A 17,887-nucleotide genomic window follows, 5' to 3' on the forward strand; every position below is an offset into this window, starting at 1 on the left:
TTCCTCCACTGCTCGGCGCCGACCAGGCGATAACGGTGTTACTCCCCGACGTTACGCGCGTAACCGCGGGTTATCAACGGCGTGCGGCGAGTTCCGCCAGCGCGCCCGCGGTGTCCAGATCGGCGTAGGCGGCGGCGTACCGCTCGGCCAGGGCCAGCGCGATGTCGGGGCGCTGCCACAGCTCGCCCGCGCTCGCGGTGCAGAGCCAGAGCGTCAGCCCGTGCGCGACCGAGGCGCGGTACCCGGTCTCGAGCTCGGCCGCCGACGGCAGCTTGGCCGCCGGGAGTCGCAGCGCGGCCCGGTACTCGGCGAGCAGGTCGGACTCGGCGCGGCGGCGGTCGGCGACGGTGAGCGCGCCCTGCAGGAAGTAGCCGAGATCCAGCGACCAGGAGCCGCGCCTGGCTACCTGCCAGTCCAGGAAGCCGACCCGGGCGCCGTCGAGCAGGTAGGTGTTGCCGATGTGCGCGTCGCCGTGCAGCAGGGTCTGCGGGCCGGTGGTGAGGCTCGCGATGTAGGGCTTCCAGATGTCGTCGATCAGCTGGTCGATGGTCAGGGCGAGCACCGCGGGCGGGGCGTCGGGGAGGCGGTCGAGCGCGGCCTGCAGCGGGGCGATCTCCATGCCGTTCCAGGGGACGAAGGGCTCCAGCCAGGAGAGTTCGGGATGCCGGTCGAGCCGGGCGCCCCAGTAGTGGCCGTGCAGCCTGCCCAGCGCGCGGACGCCGTCGGCGGCCTGGTCGACGGTGAGCGGGCGGGTGGCGTCGCGCGGGTCGGCGCCGCGCTCGGTCAGGTCCTCCATGACCAGCAGGAAGTCCTCGCGCTCGGTGTCGATCAGGGCGGTGTACACGGCCGGGTGCTCGATCGGCAGCGCGGCGCCGGAGCGGAAGAGCCGCGGCTCGTGGAACATTCCGCTGGTCAGCTTGATCAGCTCGCGGTGCGCCGGGTCGGCCGCCTTGACGAAGACCGAGCTCGGGCCGGGCGTTCCGGCGTACTCCAGCGCGAGCCGGGCGCGCCGGTTGGTGCCGTCGTCGCGCAGGGTGACGGTTACCGAGGCCACCCGGACGCCGGGGAAGCTCCCGGCGAGCGCGGTGGTCATCCAGTCCGGGCTGATCTGCGCCCAGTCGGCGGGAATGGTCAGATCGTCAGGCATCGAGAACCTCTCTCACAGAGGAAGGAGAATGTCATTCTCGAAAGAGGTTACGCGCGTAACCGGAAACTCAGGTGGATTCGCGGACCACCAGGACGGCCAGATCCGCGCCGGTCGCCTCCGGCTCGGTCGGGTAGCCGAGCGCGGTCATGAAGGACGCCGTCGCGATGTCGACGATGGCGCCCGCCTCGAAGGCGACCGAGGTGAGCGGCGGCGCCGCGACCGCGCCGAGCGGGATGGCGTCGACGCCGATCACCGCGAGGTCGCGCGGGCACTCCAGCCCGGCCTGGCGCATGCCGTGCTGGACGACGAAGGCGGTGTCGTCGCTCTGCGCGCAGACCGCGGTGATGCCGCGCTCCCGCCAGTCGGTGACGATCCGCGCCGCGTCGGCGGCGCCCACCTCGACGAGGTCCGGTTCGGGCAACCCGCGGGCGTCCATGGCGGCGCGCAGCCCGGCCAGCCAGTACTCGCCGATCGGGCGCAGCGCGGGGTCGGGGTGGTAGGCGTAGGCGAGCCTGCGGTGGCCGCGCGCGACCAGGTGCGCGACCCGGAGCTCGCCCGCGGTGAGGTGCAGGTTGCCGAGGTCGGCGAGGCGGCTGCTGCCGAGGTGGAAGTGGGGGATGCGGGCCGCCTCGACCGCCGCCAGCGCGGCACCTCGCAGCGGGTAGACGCCGGTCACCGCGACCGGGTCGAGGTCGGTGATGGCGTTCACGATCGCCGCCTCGTCGCCGGTGTCGAAGAGGATCACCTGCATGACGCCGCGGCGCGCGAGTTCGGTGGTCATCCTGGTGCTCACTTCGATGGCGAGCGGGTTCAACGCCACCTGGGGCAGCACGAAGAGCACGACGCCGCTGCGCCTGCGGGCCAGGTTGCGCGCGGCGAGGTTGGGGCGGTAGCCGAGCTCGGCGGCGGCGCGGCGCACGGCGGCCCTGGTCTGCTCGGAGATGGAGCGGCCGGGGGCGTCGTTCAGCACGTAGCTGACGGTCGCGGTGGAGACGCCCGCCTGCCTGGCCACGTCCGCCTTGGTCGGTCTGGCGGTCATCACACCCCTTCTGTTCGCCCCGGTCATGATGGCATGGCATCCGCGCGGCGAACGCGCCGTAGGCTGGCGGCGTGAGCATCGATTTGCGCGCCGACCCGATCGAGCTGACCGTCGCGCTGGTGGACATCCCCAGCGTCTCCAGGGACGAGGCGGCCATCACCGACATCGTGGAAACCGCACTGCGCGAACAGACCTCGGGCTTCACCGTGCAGCGGCACGGCAATGTCGTCCTCGCCCGCACCGACCGCGGCAGGCGGGACCGGGTGATCCTCGCCGGGCACCTGGACACCGTGCCGATCGCGGACAACCTGCCCAGCCACTACGTCATGGAGGACGGCCACCGGGTGCTGGCCGGTTGCGGCACGGTGGACATGAAATCCGGCGACGCGGTCTTCCTGCACCTGGCCGCCACCGTGGCCGATCCGGTCTGTGACCTCACCCTAATCTTCTACGACTGCGAGGAGATCGCCGCCCGCTACAACGGCCTCAACAGCGTCGAGCGGGACTTCCCGGAGTGGCTGGAGGCCGATCTCGCGATCCTCGGCGAGCCGTCGGCGGGCTGGGTCGAGGCGGGGTGCCAGGGCACGCTGCGGGCGAAACTCACCACGAAGGGCGTGCGGGCGCACTCGGCGCGGTCGTGGCTGGGGGACAACGCCATCCACCGGCTGGCCCCGGTGCTGGAGCGGCTGTCCGCGTACCGCGGCCGCGAGGTCGACATCGACGGCTGCGTGTACCGCGAGGGGCTCTCCGCGGTGCGGGTCGGCGGCGGGGTCGCGGGGAACGTGGTGCCGGACGCCGCCGAGGTCGAGGTGAACTTCCGCTTCGCCCCCGACCGCTCGGTCGAGCAGGCCGCCGACCACGTCGCCGAGGTCTTCTCCGGGCTGGAGTTGGCGCTCGAGGTGACCGACTCGGCGGCGGGCGCGCTGCCGGGGCTGAGCGCGCCCGCGGCCGCCGACCTGATCGCGGCGGTGCAGCGGCAGGGCGGCGGCGGAGTGCGGGCCAAGTACGGCTGGACCGACGTGGCCCGGTTCGCGGCCCGCGGCATCCCGGCGGTGAACCTCGGCCCCGGCGACCCGAACCTGGCGCACAAGCGCGACGAGCGGGTGCCGGTGCAGCAGATCACCCAGGTCACCGAGGTGCTGCGGGGGTACCTGACCGGCGCCCGGTAACGCACGGGCAACCGCGCGGCGAACAATCCGGTCCCGCCGTTCGGCCGAGTGCGCGGCCGGTAGCGTTGGCCGCATGTCCACCGACGCCGAAGCCGCCGACGCCCAGCGCAGACCGACCACCAAGTTCCGCGGGCCGCTGGTCTTCCGCCGGGCGCGCCGGGACAACAGCACCGCCGACCGCAACCTGCTCGACCAGCGCGGTGATTCGGACTGGGTACACACCGACCCGTGGCGGGTGCTGCGCATCCAGTCCGAGTTCGTGGAGGGGTTCGGCGCGCTCGCCGAGGTGCCGCGCGCGGTCACCGTCTTCGGCTCGGCGCGCACCGGCGAGGAGCACCCGGAGTACCAGGCCGGGTTGGCGATCGGCGCCGCGCTGGCGGAGGCGGGGTACGCGGTGATCACCGGCGGCGGGCCGGGCGCCATGGCGGCGGCGAACCGCGGCGCCTGCGAGGCGGGCGGCTACTCGATCGGGCTCGGCATCGAGCTCCCCTTCGAGCAGGGGTTGAACGAGTGGGTCGACCTCGGCATCAACTTCCGCTACTTCTTCGTGCGCAAGACCATGTTCGTGAAGTACTCGCAGGCCTTCGTCTGCCTGCCCGGCGGTTTCGGCACCCTGGACGAGCTCTTCGAGGCGCTCACCCTGGTCCAGACCCGCAAGATCACCCGGTTCCCGATCGTGCTCTTCGGCACCAGGTACTGGGGCGGGCTGGTGAACTGGATTCGGGACTCGCTGGCAGGCTCGGGGAAGATCTCGCCGGAGGATGTCGACCTGCTCTACGTCACCGACGACGTCGCCGAGGTGGTGGAGATCATCCGCACCTCCGGCGGCGCGCTCGGCACCGACACCCTCGGCACCGAGGACGAATGGTGACCGCTCCCGGCGGGTATGCGGTCTGTGTGTACTGCTCGGCCAGCACCACCGACCCGGAGCACGTGCGGCTCGCGGCCCGCGTCGGCACCGAGATCGCGCGGCGGGGTTGGCGATTGGTCTCCGGCGGCGGGCACGTCTCCATGATGGGGGCGGTCGCCACCGCGGCGCGGGCGGGCGGCGCGCACACGCTCGGCGTCATCCCGAAGCACCTGGTGCACCAGGAGGTCGCCGACGTGGACTCCGACGAGCTGATCGTCACCGACACCATGCGGCAGCGCAAGCAGGTCATGGAGCAGCGCGCGGACGCCTTCCTCACGCTGCCCGGCGGCATCGGCACGCTGGAGGAGTTCTTCGAGACCTGGACCGGCGGCTACCTCGGCGAGCACGGCAAGCCGGTGGTGCTGCTGGACGCCGACGGCTTCTACGCCGGGCTGCTGGACTGGATCGCGGTGCTGCGCGACCGCGGCTTCGTCACCGCGGCGGCGCTGGACCGGGTGGTGGTCGCCCCCGACCTGCCGTCCGCCTTCGCGGCGCTGGAGGCCGCGCGGGCCTGAGAGGAGAACCCATGAGCGCCCCGTCGACGGTCGGCCTGCTCGACATCGTCACCCGGCTGCCCGGCATGGTGCCGGACGCACCGGCCATGCTGCGCAATGCCGTCGGGCTGCTGACCGGCGGGCGCTCGGTCGGGTACGCCTTCCAGCAGGTCGCGCACCGCGTGCCGGACCGGGTGTTCCTGCGCTTCGAGGGCGCGGCCTTCACCTACCGCGAGGCCAATGCCGAGGTCAACCGGTACGCGGCGGTGCTCACCGCGGCGGGGGTGCGCCGCGGCGATGTGGTCGGGATCCTGCTGCAGAACCGGCCGGAGGCGCTCTTCGCGGTGCTCGCCACGGTCAAGCTCGGCGCCACCGCCGGGCTGCTCAACCACCACCAGCGCGGCGAGGTGCTCGCGCACAGCATCGGGCTGCTGGAGAGCCGGGTGCTGGTCGCGGGGGCGGAGTGCGCGGAGGCGCTGGACTCGCTGGACGAGCGGCCCGGCAACCTGCTCCCGGCGGAGGAGCTGGCCGAGCGGGCGCGCAGTGCCGACCCACGTGACCCGGCCGCCTGCGCGCGGGTGCGCGGGAGCGAGCGCGCCTTCCTGATCTTCACCTCGGGCACCACCGGCATGCCGAAGGCCAGCGTCATGACGCACCTGCGCTGGAGCAGGGCGATGTCCGGGCTCGGCGGGTTCGGGGTGCGGCTGCGCGGCTCGGACACGCTCTACTGCTGCCTGCCGCTCTACCACAACAACGCGCTCACGGTCGCGCTCTCCTCGGTGCTCGCCGCGGGCGCGACGCTGGCGCTCGGGCGGAACTTCTCGGTCTCCCGGTTCTGGGACGAGGTGATCCGGGAGCGGGCCACCGCCTTCGTCTACATCGGCGAGCTGTGCCGGTACCTGCTCAACCAGCCGGAGCGGCCGCAGGATCGCGGGCACCGGGTGCGGATCGCCGTCGGGAACGGGCTGCGGCCCGAGCTCTGGGACGACTTCCAGCGCCGCTTCCGGGTCGGGCGGATCGTCGAGTTCTACGGCGCCAGCGAGGGCAATATCGCCTTCGTGAACGGGTTCGGGGTGCCGCGCACCGCCGGGTTCGGGCCGCTGCCGTACGCCGTGGTCGAGTACGACGAGGAGGCGGGGAAGCCGCGCCGCGGCCGGGACGGGAAGCTGCGCCGGGTGCGCAGCGGGGAGGCCGGGCTGCTGCTCGCCAAGGTCACCCGGCTCACCCCGTTCGACGGGTACACCGACCCGAAGGCGGGCGAGGCCAAGCTGGTGCGCGACGGCTTCCGCCGCGGGGACGTCTGGTTCGACACCGGCGACCTGGTGCGCGACCAGGGCTGGTTCCACATCGCCTTCGTGGACCGGGTCGGCGACACCTTCCGCTGGAAGGGCGAGAACGTGGCGACCACCGAGGTGGAGGGCGCGCTGAGCGCGGCGCCTGAGCTGGCGCAGGCCGTCGTGTACGGCGTCGAGGTGCCGGGGGCGGACGGCAAAGCCGGGATGGCCGCGGTGGTGCTGCGGCCGGACGCCGAGTTCGACGGCGCCGCGCTGGCCCGGCTGGTGTACGACCGGCTGCCCGCGTACGCGCGGCCGCTGTTCGTCCGGGTGGTGGACGAGCTGGAGCAGACCTCGACGTTCAAGAGCCGCAAGGTGGAGCTGCGGAAGCAGGGCTTCGACCCGGAGGTCGCGGGGGAGCTGTACGTGCTCGACGGCCGGGAGGCGGGTTACGTGCCATTCCGCGACGACTACCCGGCCGAGGTCGCCGCGGGCCGGGCCCCGCGCGGCTGATCCGGACACCACCGACCGGTCGCCACCCCCGTCGGTACAGTCGGAGCATGATCAGCCCCGCCGCGGCCCCGCCGCCCACCCTCTGCGGCAGGCCGGTCGCGACGGATCGGGCCCTGGTCATGGCCATCGTCAACCGCACCCCGGACTCCTTCTACGACCGCGGCGCCACCTTCACCGACGCCGCCGCCATGGACGCCGTCGCCCGCGCGGTGGACGAGGGCGCCGACCTGGTCGACATCGGCGGGGTCAAGGCCGGGCCCGGCGCCGAGGTGGACGCCGCCGAGGAGAGCCGCCGGGTGCTGCCCTTCGTCGCCGCCATCCGGGCCCGCTACCCCGAGCTGCTGATCAGCGTGGACACCTGGCGCGCCGAGGTCGCGGCGGCGGCGGGCAAGGAGGGCGCCGACCTGGTGAACGACACCTGGGCGGGCGCCGACCCCGACCTCGTCGCGGTGGCCGCCGAGCGCGGCATGGGCATCGTCTGCAGCCACACCGGCGGCGCGATCCCGCGGACGAGGCCGTTCCGGGTGCGCTACACCGACGTGGTGGCGGAGGTGACCGCGGTGGTGACCGCGGCGGCCGAGGCGGCGCTCGCCGCGGGGGTGCGCCGGGACGGAATTCTCATCGATCCGACCCACGATTTCGGGAAGAACACCTACCACGGGCTCGCTCTGTTGCGCGGAGTGGACATTCTTGTAAAGACCGGATGGCCTGTCCTGATGGCGCTGAGCAACAAGGATTTCATCGGGGAGACTCTTGGTGTCGGACTATCCGAACGGCTGGAGGGCACATTGGCGGCGACGGCGTTGTCGGCGGCACAGGGCGCCCGAGTCTTCCGGGTCCACGAGGTCGCCGCTACCCGACGGGTCGTGGACATGACCGCGGCGATCCAGGGCATCCGGCCACCGGCGCGAACATTGCGAGGACTGGTATGACGAACCGCTATCGCGAGCACACCTGGGCGAACACCCACACCTGGGACGCCCCCGACTGGACCGTCGACGAACTGGTCGACGCCAAGGACGGGCGCACGGTCTCCGTGGTGCTGCCCGCGCTGAACGAGGAAGAGACCGTCGCCGACGTGGTGGCCAGCATCCGGCCGCTGCTCGGCACGCTGGTGGACGAGCTGGTCGTGCTCGACTCCGGCTCCACCGACGCCACCGCCGTGCGCGCCCGCGCCGCCGGGGCCAGGGTGGTGAGCCGGGAACAGGCGGTCCCCGAGCTGGAGCCGGTGCCTGGCAAGGGCGAGGTGCTGTGGCGCTCGCTCGCGGCCACCGGGGGCGACCTGATTGCCTTCGTCGACTCCGACCTCATCGACCCGGACCCGTCCTTCGTGCCGCGGCTGCTCGGGCCGCTGCTCACCGTTCCCGACCTGCACCTGACCAAGGCGTACTACCGGCGGCCGCTGCGGCAGGGCGCCAGCGTGGACGCCACCGGCGGGGGGCGGGTCACCGAGCTGGTGGCGCGGCCGCTGCTCGCCGCGCTGCGGCCGGGGCTCGCGCAGGTGCTGCAGCCGCTCGGCGGCGAGTACGCCGGGACCAGGGAGCTGCTCACCTCGGTGCCGTTCGCGCCCGGCTACGGCGTCGAGATCGGGCTGCTGCTCGACACCTACGACCGGCTCGGGCTGCACGCCATCGGGCAGGTCAACCTCGGCGTGCGGACGCACCGCAACCGGCCGCTCTCCGATCTCGGCGTGATGTCGCGGCAGATCCTGGGCACCGTGCTCGGGCGCTGCGGGATCGACGACTCCGGCGCGGCGCTCACCCAGTTCCCGCTCGTCGGGGACGAGTTCACCGCGCACAGCACGCACGTCTCGCTCACCGACCGCCCGCCGATGAACACGCTGCGCCCCGCCGAGGTCGCGGCCTGAATCGCGTTATCCGTCCGTCGAATCGGGCCGCTCGTCGGGTGGCTCCGATTCGGCGGCGATCCTGGCGCGGAGTTCGTCGACGGTGACCTGCTCGTTCTCGCGCGGGCGGCGCAGCCGCAGGACCAGCGCGGTGCCGAGCGCGAGCGCCGAGATCGCCAGGGCGAGCAGGACGAAGGCGGCCTCGCTCACCGCCCGCTCCCGCGCAGCTGGAAGCCCGCGGGCACGTCGCCGCTGCGGAAGTACTCGGTGAAGACCTGCGCGGCGTGCGCGGCGGTGAACACCTCGTCCGGGTGCACGTACCGCTCGGCCGGGCCGCACGGAATGGCGACGCCGGGCGACCCGACCCGCGCGCCGGGCAGCCCGAGCACGTAGTGCCGCGGCGGCCCGCCCCCGCCGGTGCGGCACAGCTCGATGGTGAGCGCCTCCGCGGCGCCCGCGCACTGCACGAAGTTGCCGCCGAAGGCGGTGCTGTCGGCGAGCGTGATCCCGGTGGCGGCCAACGGCATCGGCAGCCGGGCCAGGTTCAGCGCGTAGCGGCGCCTGCCGTCGAGCCCGCGCAGCGGGCGCAGGTACCGCGCCACCGCCTCGTCCGGGCCGAAGAAGACGCGCAGCCGGTCGCTGTAGGTCATCCGGTGGGTGACCAGCGCGACCGCCGCGCGCTCCACGGCCGGGATGCGGAACCCGTCGTCGTCGGAGGTCGCCACCACGGAGATCACCTTACTGCGCATCAGTTATCGACCAGCAATTCAAGCATGAATGCAGGAAAGGTGGGCCGGAAGCGGCGGTGAACTCCAACACATCCGAGCGGGGCGGGTATGGCCGGGTCAGCGGCGGGCGCGAACCGGGCGCGGCTCCGCATCGTGCCGGTAGACCGGGGTGAGCAGGTCGGCATCGACCGGCTCCCCGGTCGCCCGTTCGTATTTCACCGCGATGAGCACCGAGAACAGGTGTCCGGCTGCCCGCTCGTGCAGCGTCGCGAGCCGGGTGGCGAGCAGCCGGACCGCGCCCAGCGAGCCGGGCGGGTGCAGCCCATCGATCACCAGGATCGTGCCGCGTCCGTCCGGCCGCGGTAGCCGGGCCAGGTAGGCGATGTCGTGCGGCTCCGGCCCGCCGGGGCGGTAGACCCGCCGGGCCGCGCGGTCCTCGATCCCGCGCCTGGCATCGCCCGCCCTGGTGATGGTGCGCCGCAACCGCGGATCGGCGGTCACCAGCTGGCGCAGGCTGGGGGAGAGCTCGGGGCCGCCGAGCACGATCAGCCCGTCCCGGTTCAGGTCCAGCGGGCGCCCGGGCAGGAAATTCTCCACCACCACGGCGAAACCCAGCTGCCGCAGCAGCTCCGCGAGCCGCTGCGCGGCCGCCGGGTCCGGCGCGCCGAGCACCCGCCCCGCCCTGACCTCGGGGACGAGCACGCGCAAGGCCCCGTGCCCGAAGAACAACCCCTCGGGCGCGGGGCCCTGGGTACTCACCTGGTGGATCCTGGCCCGGGAAAGACCCGCGGCGGCACCGATTCTCGCGAACGTCCAGCCCTCGTCGTGCAACTCGCGGATCACCGCACGGCGGATCCGGGTGAGCTCGTTGATAGTCTGCTGGGCCGCCGCCACTCCCTCGGTCGCCGCCTTGAGTCGATCGACCTTGTCCTCGATCGCAAAGACCCGTGCCACGTCATCGGCCGACATATGCGGAGTCTAGACAGATGACCAGCATCCTGCGTCTAGCCTGCTTGACGCTTCCCGGCCGGTCAGCGGGGTGATCAGGTGGCGTCGGTGTCGATCGGCGGACGCTCGTTGTGCCCCAACGGTTTGTCGTTCTTGGTCAGGCTCGGACCGGTCGGTTTCGGGTAGTCCGGCATGGCGCCACCCGTGCCGAACAGCTCGTTCTTGTCCGGAACGGCCCGTTCGATGTCCCGGAAGATCGACTCGTCGCCGTTCAGCAGGTGCTTGGTGACCATCGACCGCGGGGTCATTCCGCGCAGCTCGTTCAGGTCCGCGAGCGGCTTGCGCAGATCGTCGAATTCCGGGCCGAGTTCCTCCCGGAGTTGCGAGGTGGCGCCGCTGGCGTAGTCACGCACCTGCCGGAGGCTGCGCGTGGTCCAGCGCACGGCGCCGGGCAGCCGCTCCGGACCGAGGATCACGAGGGCGGCGACGATCAGCACGATGAACTCGCCCCAGCCGATATTGCTGAACACCGCTCCAGGTTACCCTCCGAGTGCGGCCGACCGGTCAGTCGGATTGCAGCGTGACCGGAACGTCGACCTGCCTGCCGTCCCGGATCAGCGTGACGGTCACGGTCTCCCCGATGTCGCGCATCTGCACCGCGACCACCAGCTCGTCCGGCCCGGTGACCTCGCGGTCGCCGACCTTGACGATGACGTCGCCCTCCACGATGCCCGCCTTCGCGGCCGGGCCGTCCGGCTGTACGTCGGCCACCGCGGCGCCGCTCATCACCTCGTTCGCGACCTGCCTGGTGTTGGCGCTGACCCCGATCATCGGGTGGTGCATGATGCCGTCCCGGATCAGCGTCTGCGCGACCTCGGTCATCACGTCCACCGGGATGGCGAAGCCGAGCCCGACCGAGCCGCCGGTCTCCGAGCGGATGGCGGAGTTGATGCCGACCACCCGGCCCTGCATGTCCACCAGCGCGCCGCCGGAGTTGCCCGGGTTGATCGAGGCGTCGGTCTGCACCGCGTCGATCACGGCATTGGTGTCGCTGCCCTCGCCCGCGAGCTTCACCGGGCGGTGCAGCGCGCTGACGATGCCGGAGGTGACGGTCTTGCTCAGCCCGAGCGGCGAGCCGACGGCGAGCACGTCGTCGCCGACCTGCACCTCGTCCGAGCGGCCGAGCTGGGCGACGGTGAGGTTGTTCGCCTCCACCTTGAGCACGGCGAGGTCGGTCTTCGGGTCCCGGCCGACGATCTCGGCGGGCACCCTGGTGCCGTCGTTGAAGGTGACCTGGATGGCGGCGCGGTCGCTGGTGTCCTGCGCGGCCATCGAGATCACGTGGTTGTTGGTGACCACGTACCCGGCGCCGTCGATCACGACGCCGGAGCCGGTGGCGCCGTTGTCGCCGACGGTGACCCGGATGGAGACCACCGACGGCAGCACCGCGTCGGCCACCGCGGCGATCTGGCCGTGCGGCTCGTCGCCGCCCTCGACCTGCTCCAGGGTGACCTTGCGGGAGGTCAGGGTGGAGGCGGTCTCGGCGGTGAGCCTGCCGACCAGCCCGCCGAGCACCCCGATCGCCAGCGCGACGGCGACCAGCACGGCCAGCGCGCGCGGCGCGACCCTGGAGCCGAAGAGCACCTCGCGCGCGCTCAGCTTCGCCGAGGCGGGCAGCGGTTCCGGCTGCGGGGTCGGCAGCGCCGGGGCGCCGAGCCTGGCGCCCGCCGCCGGGTCGCGCCACGGGTCCTCCGGGCCCGCGATCCGGCCGTCCCGCTCGGGGGCGTCAGGGTCGCGCTGCAGCAGCTCGCGGGAGCCCTCCGGCCTGCCGAATGCCTCGGCGAGCACGGTGTCCGGCGGGCGGTGCGGCACCGGCTCGGGGCCGGTCGCGGCGGCGCGGGCCTGGTCGGGCGCGGCGAAGGAGCCGCTGAGCCCGGACGGCCTGCGGAAGGTGGAGGCGGTGTGCGTATCGATGTGGGGCCGGTAGACCGGGCGCGGGCCGAGCACCGGGGCGTCCGGCGGCCGCAGATTCCCCCGGTTCGCCGCCGAATCCGAGGTGTCGGCCGCTCCGGAATTCGTCGATTCGGTGGTCACCCGGTGAACTCTACTTGCGCCACCAGGTTGTCCACCGGGTCGCGGTGAACGATTCCGACAGGAAGCCGAAGACCGCCTCGTCACGGCGGCTCTCCCGGTGCGCGGCGCCCGGCTGCGGCTCGGCGAACGGGATGCGGCTCAGGCTGTCGTGCAGCCCGTGCGGGGCGGAGACCTGGCCCGCGCGGCGCAGCGCGATCCGCGCCTGCTGCTGGGCGTCCACCTCGGCGGCGCACTCGGGGCAGGCCGCGAGGTGCTGGGCGGCGCGCAGGTAGGCGTTCATCCGCAGCTCGCCGTCGACATAGGCCGCGACGGCTTCGCTGGCCAGGTGCTCGGTGGCGTGGAACCGGGGCGGACGGCCGGACGCGCTCGAGTCGCCACTCATTCGGTGCTCACCCTTCCGACTATCGACATCGACCACGGCGGGGTGACGCCGAACCGGCCGGGTCACCCGATCGTCGAGGCAGCGGGCTGCCGCTGCTGTGCTCCATTATGCGCAAGGTGGTCCCGGATGGCCTGCCGCCCGCGGTGGATCCGGCTGCGCACGGTACCCAGCTTGACGCCGAGCGTCGCGCCGATCTCCTCGTAGGAGAGCCCCTCGATGTCACAGAGCACGACCGCGGCGCGGAACTCCGGCGCCAGCGAGTCCAGCGCGGACTGCAGGTCGGGGTCGAGCCTGGCGTCGTGGTAGACGTCCTCCGGGGTCGGGCCGACGGCGGGCACCCGGTCGTAGTCCTCGGGCAGCGCCTCCATCCGGATCCGGTTGCGCCTGCGCACCATGTCCAGGAAGAGGTTGGTGGTGATGCGGTGCAGCCAGCCCTCGAAGGTGCCGGGCTGGTAGCTCTGCAGCGAGCGGAAGACCCGGATGAAGGTCTCCTGGGTGAGGTCCTCGGCGTCCTGGGCGTCGCCGGAGAGGCGGTAGGCCAGCCGGTAGACCCGGTCGGCGTGCTCGCGGACCAGCTCCTCCCAGCTCGGCATGGCGGAGCGGTCGCCGGTCGCGTCGAAGGCGGCGGTTCCGGTCAGGTTTTCCGGCGAATCCTCGGCAACCGGATCGGCGCCGTCGAGGACGCCCGGCTCGGGGAGTTCCGGCAGGGTGGCGTATTCTCTCGCCGCATCGACCATGTGGATGGGGCTACCTCCTACTAGGGACCGTAAACGCCGCGGGTGAGGCGCCGGGTACAACCGACATCGGGTACATCGTTGTTCCCGTCGCCCACGTTCACCGTCCGGCGGATTCCGCGTGCTACACACTCTGGCCTGCCGCCATATGCCCTGGATATAAAGAGGCTGAGGGTGGGCTGAGAAAATTGGCGACCGCGTGGAGCAACCCGGTACCGCCTGGTCCGCACTAGCCTCATGGTCGTGGCATCGAACCTGGAGCGCACCCTCGCCTACGTCGAGGACTCGGTCGTGGAGGACGAGATCCTCGACGGCGCCCGCGAACGGGCACTCGAGCTCGGCGCGGCCCCGGTGCCGCCGTCGGTGGGCGCGCTGCTGAGCATGTACGCCCAGTTGCTCGCCGCCCGCACCGTGGTGGAGGTCGGCACCGGGGCCGGCATCAGCGGGCTGTGGTTGCTGGACGGCATGCGCGAGGACGGCACGCTCACCACCATCGACCCGGAGTCCGAGCACCAGCGCGCCGCGAAGGAGGCGTTCCGCACCGCGGGCATCCCCAGCGGGCGCACCCGGCTGATCAACGGCCGCGCCCTCGACGTGCTGCCCCGGCTCGCCGACGGCGCCTACGACCTGGTCTTCGTCGACGCCGCGCCGATCGAGTACCCGCAGTACGTCGAGGAGGGGGTGCGGCTGCTCCGCGACGGCGGCGCCATCCTGCTGAACAACGCGCTGCTCGGCGGCCGGGTGCCGGACCCGGCGCAGCGCGACGCCACCACGCACGCGGTGCGGACGGCGCTGCGCGCGGTCGCCGAGGACCCGCGGCTGACCTGCGTGCTGATCCCGGTCGGCGACGGCCTGCTCTGCGCCAGCCGAGGCTGATCCGGCGATTTCCGCACCCGCGCCGGGGTATTCCGGCCGTAAACTGGCAAAGACACGGCCAGGCAACGAGATCGGGGCTGCAGCATGATCTGGGGACGCACCGGCAACACCTACATCGCCGTGGAGACGACGGAGGCCGCCGCCACCAACAGCGGCGGGGACGGGCTGCAGCGCTGGCTGATCCGCGCCTTCATCGGCGTGCTCGTCGTGGTGGTGATCGCCATCGTGCTGGCGATCATGCTCGGCGGCGGCAATGCCGACGACCGGCCGCACACCAACACGACGATCCCGAGCCAGCCGGGCAACTGCTACCCGTTCGCCTGCCGGTAGCGCCCGGACACGGCCTAGACCCAGACGCCCTTGCCGACGGTGACGACGCCGCCGTTGCTCACCGCGAAGCGGTTGCGGTCGCGCTCCAGGTCGACGCCGATGATCTCGCCCTCGCCGACCACGACGTTCTTGTCCAGGATGGCCCGGCGCACCACGGCGCCCCTGCCGATCCGCACGCCGGGCATGAGCACGCAGCCCTCCACCGTGGCGCCGTCGTCGATCATGACGTTGGAGCTGAGCACCGAGGTGCGCACGGTGGCCGCGGAGAGGATGCTGCCCGCGCCGACGATCGATTCCTGCGCCAGCCCGCCCTGCGCGAACTTGGCGGGGGGAAGGTTCTCCGCCGCGCCGCGGATCGGCCAGTGCCGGTTGTAGAGGTTGAAGACCGGGTGCACCGAGACCAGGTCCATGTGCGCGTCGTAGAAGGCGTCGATGGTCCCGACGTCGCGCCAGTAGCCGTGGTCGCGGGCGGTGGCGCCGGGGACCTCGTTGTCGGCGAAGTCGTAGACGCTCGCGTCGCCGGAGGCGACCAGGGTCGGGATGATGTCGCCGCCCATGTCGTGGTCGGAGTCGGAGTTCTCCGCGTCCGCCTTGATGGTGTCCACCAGCACCTTGGTGGTGAAGACGTAGTTGCCCATGGAGGCGAAGGTGACGTTGGGGTCGTCCGGGGTGCCGGGCGGGTGCGCGGGCTTCTCCAGGAACTGGGTGATCCGCCCGGACTCGTCGGAATCGATGCAACCGAAGGCGCTCGCCTCGCTGCGCGGCACCCTGATGCCCGCGACGGTGACACCCGCGCCGGATTCGATGTGGTGCCTGACCATCTGCTCCGGGTCCATCCGGTACACGTGGTCGGCGCCGAAGACCACGATGTACTCCGGGTCCTCGTCGTAGATCAGGTTCAGCGACTGCATGATCGCGTCCGCGCTGCCGGTATACCAGCGCGGGCCGAGCCGCTGCTGGGCGGGCACCGGCGTGATGTACTCGCCGGCGAAGCCGGAGAGCCGCCACGTCTGCGAGATGTGCCGGTCCAGCGAGTGCGACTTGTACTGCGTCAGCACACAGAGCCGGAGGAACCCGGCGTTCACCAGGTTGCTCAGCACGAAGTCGATGAGTCGGTAGGCCCCTCCGAACGGAACGGCCGGTTTGGCACGATCCGCGGTGAGGGGAAATAGTCGCTTGCCCTCGCCACCGGCGAGCACGATCCCGAGTACGTGCGGCTGGCTCCTCACATTCCCAAACTACCGTGTCGCCGCCGGGCGAGTGGCCCGGGCGGGCAGCAGCGTCTAAGTTTGGACCGGTGAGTTTCGGCACGGACGGCGAACGCTCGGCAGCGCGCTCCGACGGGCAGGAGCACCCCGACCCGCGGCTGCGGGTCGCGATGATGACTCGGGAGTACCCCCCCGAGGTGTACGGCGGCGCCGGTGTGCACGTGACCGAGCTGACCGCGCGGCTGCGCCGATTGTGCGAGGTCACCGTGCACTGCATGGGGGCCCCGCGGGCCGATGCCGTTGTGCACGATCCCGATCCGGAGCTGGCAGGCGCCAATGCCGCGCTGCGGATGATCTCCACCCAGGTGCGGATGGCGGGCGCCGTCGACGGCTTCGACGTGGTGCACTCGCACACCTGGTACACCGGGCTGGCCGGGCACCTCGCGGCCACGCTCTACGGCATCCCGCACGTGCTCACCGCGCACTCGCTGGAGCCGCGGCGGCCGTGGAAGGCCGAGCAGCTCGGCGGCGGGTACCGGCTCTCCTCGTGGTCCGAGCGGAACGCCGTCGAGCTGGCGGACGCGGTGATCGCGGTCAGCGACGGCATGCGGCACGACGTGCTCGACGCCTACCCGGCGCTCGACGCGGGCCGGGTGCACGTGGTGCGCAACGGGATCGACGCGACGCTGTGGCACCCGGGCGAGCCCGCGGCCGGGGCGCCGCAGGTCTTGGCAGAGCTCGGGGTGCGGCGGGACCGGCCGATCGTCGCCTTCGTCGGGCGGATTACCAGGCAGAAGGGGGTCGGGCACCTGCTCGCCGCCGCCCGCGCGTTCGACCCGGAGATCCAGCTGGTGCTCTGCGCGGGGGCGCCGGACACGCCCGAGCTGGAGGCCGAGGTGACGGCGGCCGTCGCCGAGCTGCGCGAGCGGCGCAGCGGGATCTTCTGGGTGCGCGAGATGCTGCCGACCGAGCAGATCCGGCAGATCCTCGCCGCCGCCGCGGTCTTCGTCTGCCCGTCGGTGTACGAGCCGCTCGGCATCGTGAACCTGGAGGCGATGGCGGCGGGGACCGCCGTCGTCGCCTCGGACGTCGGCGGGATTCCCGAGGTGGTGGTCGAGGGGGAGACCGGGAACCTGGTGCACTACGACCCCGCGGCCGCCGCCGACTACGAGCGCGGGCTGGCGGAGGCGGTGAACCGGGTGGCTGCGGATCCGGAGTTGGCGGCGCGGTACGGCGCCGCCGGGCGCGAGCGGGCCATCGCCGAGTTCGACTGGGCGCGGATCGCCGAGCAGACCGAGGCGGTCTACCGCTCGGTGCGCTGAGGCGGCACGCGCCTGCGGTGCCGCTCTGCCGCGGGTTTCCGCGTCGCCGCGCGGGTGCGCTCGCGCGCGAGATCCCGTCCTGCCGCGGGGCGGCGTTGCCGCCGGGCTGACGAGCGCGGGCACGCGCGGTCCGCGGAAAGTGCGAGCCGCGCCGCCCCGGTGCACTGCCCCGTGATCGGGGCGGGGGCGTTCAGGCCGGGGTGCGCGGGGAGTAGGTGCCGATGCGGACGGAGGCGGTGACCCGGAGTCGATCGGGGAGCGCCGCGAGCTGCGCGGCGGTATCGGCGCCCGCGTGGAAGGCCGACGGGCCCATGTGCACCAGGAGCGCGGCGTCGGCGCGGGTGAGCGCCATGGGGTACTCGACGAGTTCGGCGCCGAGCGCCGAGAAATCGGCTTCCAGCGCGGCCTCGAGCTTGCGTTCCTTGTCCGGGTCGACCCGGACCAGCCCGAGCGGGGCGATGAGCTCGGCGAGGTGCCGCTCGGTGGGGGTGGCGACGACGAAGCGCCCCTCGGGGGCGAGCACCCGCGCCACCTCGGCCGGGTTGCGCGGCGCGAAGACGGTGAGCACGGTGTCCAGCACCGCGGGGCGGAGCGGGAGGCCGCGCCAGACGTCGGCGAGAACCGCCGCGGCGCGCGGGTGGGCGCGGGCGGCGCGGCGCGCGGCGGGCTTGGCGATGTCGAGCGCGATACCGCGGGCACCGGGCGCGGCATCGAGCGCCGCGCCGAGAAAGTAGCCGTTCCCCGCCCCGATTTCGAGCAGCACACCGTTTCCCTCCGGAGGCGGGGCGGGGGGGGGGGGCGCCCCCGGGGCCCGGGGGGGAATTACACCGGGGGGGGGAAAGGGAACGGCGCGGGGCGCGGGGGGTTTAAAAA

General features: G+C 72.7%; 20 protein-coding genes. 9 read left to right on the plus strand and 11 right to left on the minus strand.

Going from position 1 to position 17,887, the window contains the following annotated elements; all coding sequences use genetic code 11:
• Positions 1–73: 73 nt before the first annotated feature.
• Together ACFUUZ_RS12200 and ACFUUZ_RS12205 are read right to left on the minus strand one after the other, a co-directional pair.
• Complete coding sequence (locus ACFUUZ_RS12200) at positions 74–1,147, minus strand: phosphotransferase (protein ID WP_378695299.1); 1,074 nt, start codon at positions 1,145–1,147, stop codon at positions 74–76.
• Between the two features lie 67 nt (positions 1,148–1,214).
• Positions 1,215–2,213 (minus strand): LacI family DNA-binding transcriptional regulator, encoded by a 999-nt coding sequence (locus ACFUUZ_RS12205; protein WP_378695301.1) that lies wholly within the window; start codon positions 2,211–2,213, stop codon positions 1,215–1,217.
• A 44-nt stretch (positions 2,214–2,257) separates the two neighbouring features.
• On the opposite strand from ACFUUZ_RS12205, the gene dapE reads away from it, so the two are divergent.
• The 6 genes from dapE (at position 2,258) to ACFUUZ_RS12235 (ending at position 8,413) form a co-directional block, all read left to right on the plus strand.
• Positions 2,258–3,355 carry a succinyl-diaminopimelate desuccinylase gene (gene dapE, locus ACFUUZ_RS12210; RefSeq protein WP_378695303.1) on the plus strand — a complete coding sequence of 366 codons (1,098 nt, stop codon included), beginning with the start codon at positions 2,258–2,260 and terminating at the stop codon, positions 3,353–3,355.
• A 73-nt stretch (positions 3,356–3,428) separates the two neighbouring features.
• Positions 3,429–4,226 (plus strand): TIGR00730 family Rossman fold protein, encoded by a 798-nt coding sequence (locus tag ACFUUZ_RS12215; RefSeq protein WP_378695305.1) that lies wholly within the window; start codon positions 3,429–3,431, stop codon positions 4,224–4,226.
• Entirely contained in the window at positions 4,220–4,780 is a 561-nt protein-coding gene (locus ACFUUZ_RS12220) for a TIGR00730 family Rossman fold protein (RefSeq protein WP_378695307.1), read from the plus strand. The genes ACFUUZ_RS12215 and ACFUUZ_RS12220 overlap by 7 nt, the downstream gene beginning before the upstream one ends.
• Before the next feature lie 11 nt (positions 4,781–4,791).
• Entirely contained in the window at positions 4,792–6,546 is a 1,755-nt protein-coding gene (locus ACFUUZ_RS12225; protein WP_378695309.1) for a long-chain-acyl-CoA synthetase, read from the plus strand.
• A gap of 47 nt (positions 6,547–6,593) precedes the next feature.
• Positions 6,594–7,478 (plus strand): dihydropteroate synthase, encoded by an 885-nt coding sequence (gene folP / locus ACFUUZ_RS12230; RefSeq protein ID WP_378695311.1) that lies wholly within the window; start codon positions 6,594–6,596, stop codon positions 7,476–7,478.
• Positions 7,475–8,413, plus strand: coding sequence for a glucosyl-3-phosphoglycerate synthase (locus ACFUUZ_RS12235; protein ID WP_378695313.1), 939 nt, complete (start codon positions 7,475–7,477; stop codon positions 8,411–8,413). Before folP ends, ACFUUZ_RS12235 begins: the two co-directional genes overlap by 4 nt.
• Before the next feature lie 6 nt (positions 8,414–8,419).
• On the opposite strand, the gene ACFUUZ_RS12240 is transcribed toward ACFUUZ_RS12235, so the two are convergent.
• The 7 genes from ACFUUZ_RS12240 to sigE form a co-directional block, all read right to left on the minus strand.
• Positions 8,420–8,602: a hypothetical protein gene (locus ACFUUZ_RS12240; RefSeq protein WP_378695315.1), complete on the minus strand. Its 183-nt coding sequence runs from the start codon at positions 8,600–8,602 to the stop codon at positions 8,420–8,422.
• On the minus strand, positions 8,599–9,120 hold the full coding sequence (locus ACFUUZ_RS12245) for a hypothetical protein (RefSeq protein ID WP_378695317.1): 522 nt from the start codon (positions 9,118–9,120) through the stop codon (positions 8,599–8,601). Before ACFUUZ_RS12245 ends, ACFUUZ_RS12240 begins: the two co-directional genes overlap by 4 nt.
• 117 nt (positions 9,121–9,237) lie before the next feature.
• Positions 9,238–10,089, minus strand: a complete 852-nt coding sequence (locus ACFUUZ_RS12250) for a hypothetical protein (RefSeq protein WP_378695319.1) — start codon at positions 10,087–10,089, stop codon at positions 9,238–9,240.
• A 74-nt stretch (positions 10,090–10,163) separates the two neighbouring features.
• Entirely contained in the window at positions 10,164–10,598 is a 435-nt protein-coding gene (tatB, locus tag ACFUUZ_RS12255) for a Sec-independent protein translocase protein TatB (protein WP_378695320.1), read from the minus strand.
• Positions 10,599–10,632: 34 nt separating this feature from the next.
• Entirely contained in the window at positions 10,633–12,162 is a 1,530-nt protein-coding gene (locus ACFUUZ_RS12260; protein ID WP_378695322.1) for a trypsin-like peptidase domain-containing protein, read from the minus strand.
• Between the two features lie 10 nt (positions 12,163–12,172).
• Positions 12,173–12,544, minus strand: coding sequence for a zf-HC2 domain-containing protein (locus ACFUUZ_RS12265; protein WP_378695324.1), 372 nt, complete (start codon positions 12,542–12,544; stop codon positions 12,173–12,175).
• A gap of 62 nt (positions 12,545–12,606) precedes the next feature.
• Positions 12,607–13,281, minus strand: coding sequence for an RNA polymerase sigma factor SigE (gene sigE, locus ACFUUZ_RS12270; protein ID WP_378695326.1), 675 nt, complete (start codon positions 13,279–13,281; stop codon positions 12,607–12,609).
• A 234-nt stretch (positions 13,282–13,515) separates the two neighbouring features.
• Between sigE and ACFUUZ_RS12275 the strand changes: the two genes are divergently transcribed.
• Together ACFUUZ_RS12275 and ACFUUZ_RS12280 are read left to right on the plus strand one after the other, a co-directional pair.
• Positions 13,516–14,154, plus strand: a complete 639-nt coding sequence (locus tag ACFUUZ_RS12275; RefSeq protein WP_378695328.1) for an O-methyltransferase — start codon at positions 13,516–13,518, stop codon at positions 14,152–14,154.
• Positions 14,155–14,238: 84 nt separating this feature from the next.
• Positions 14,239–14,484, plus strand: a complete 246-nt coding sequence (locus tag ACFUUZ_RS12280; protein WP_378695330.1) for a hypothetical protein — start codon at positions 14,239–14,241, stop codon at positions 14,482–14,484.
• Positions 14,485–14,498: 14 nt separating this feature from the next.
• Here ACFUUZ_RS12280 and glgC read toward each other — a convergent pair whose 3' ends face one another.
• Positions 14,499–15,713, minus strand: coding sequence for a glucose-1-phosphate adenylyltransferase (gene glgC / locus ACFUUZ_RS12285; RefSeq protein WP_378695332.1), 1,215 nt, complete (start codon positions 15,711–15,713; stop codon positions 14,499–14,501).
• Positions 15,714–15,850: 137 nt separating this feature from the next.
• On the opposite strand from glgC, the gene glgA reads away from it, so the two are divergent.
• On the plus strand, positions 15,851–17,014 hold the full coding sequence (gene glgA, locus ACFUUZ_RS12290; protein ID WP_378695348.1) for a glycogen synthase: 1,164 nt from the start codon (positions 15,851–15,853) through the stop codon (positions 17,012–17,014).
• Positions 17,015–17,204: 190 nt separating this feature from the next.
• On the opposite strand, the gene ACFUUZ_RS12295 is transcribed toward glgA, so the two are convergent.
• Positions 17,205–17,777: a methyltransferase domain-containing protein gene (locus ACFUUZ_RS12295; protein WP_378695334.1), complete on the minus strand. Its 573-nt coding sequence runs from the start codon at positions 17,775–17,777 to the stop codon at positions 17,205–17,207.
• Between the last annotated feature and the right edge of the window lie 110 nt (positions 17,778–17,887).

It is taken from the genome of Nocardia sp. NPDC057353 (assembly GCF_042667085.1).
Classification (GTDB): domain Bacteria; phylum Actinomycetota; class Actinomycetes; order Mycobacteriales; family Mycobacteriaceae; genus Nocardia.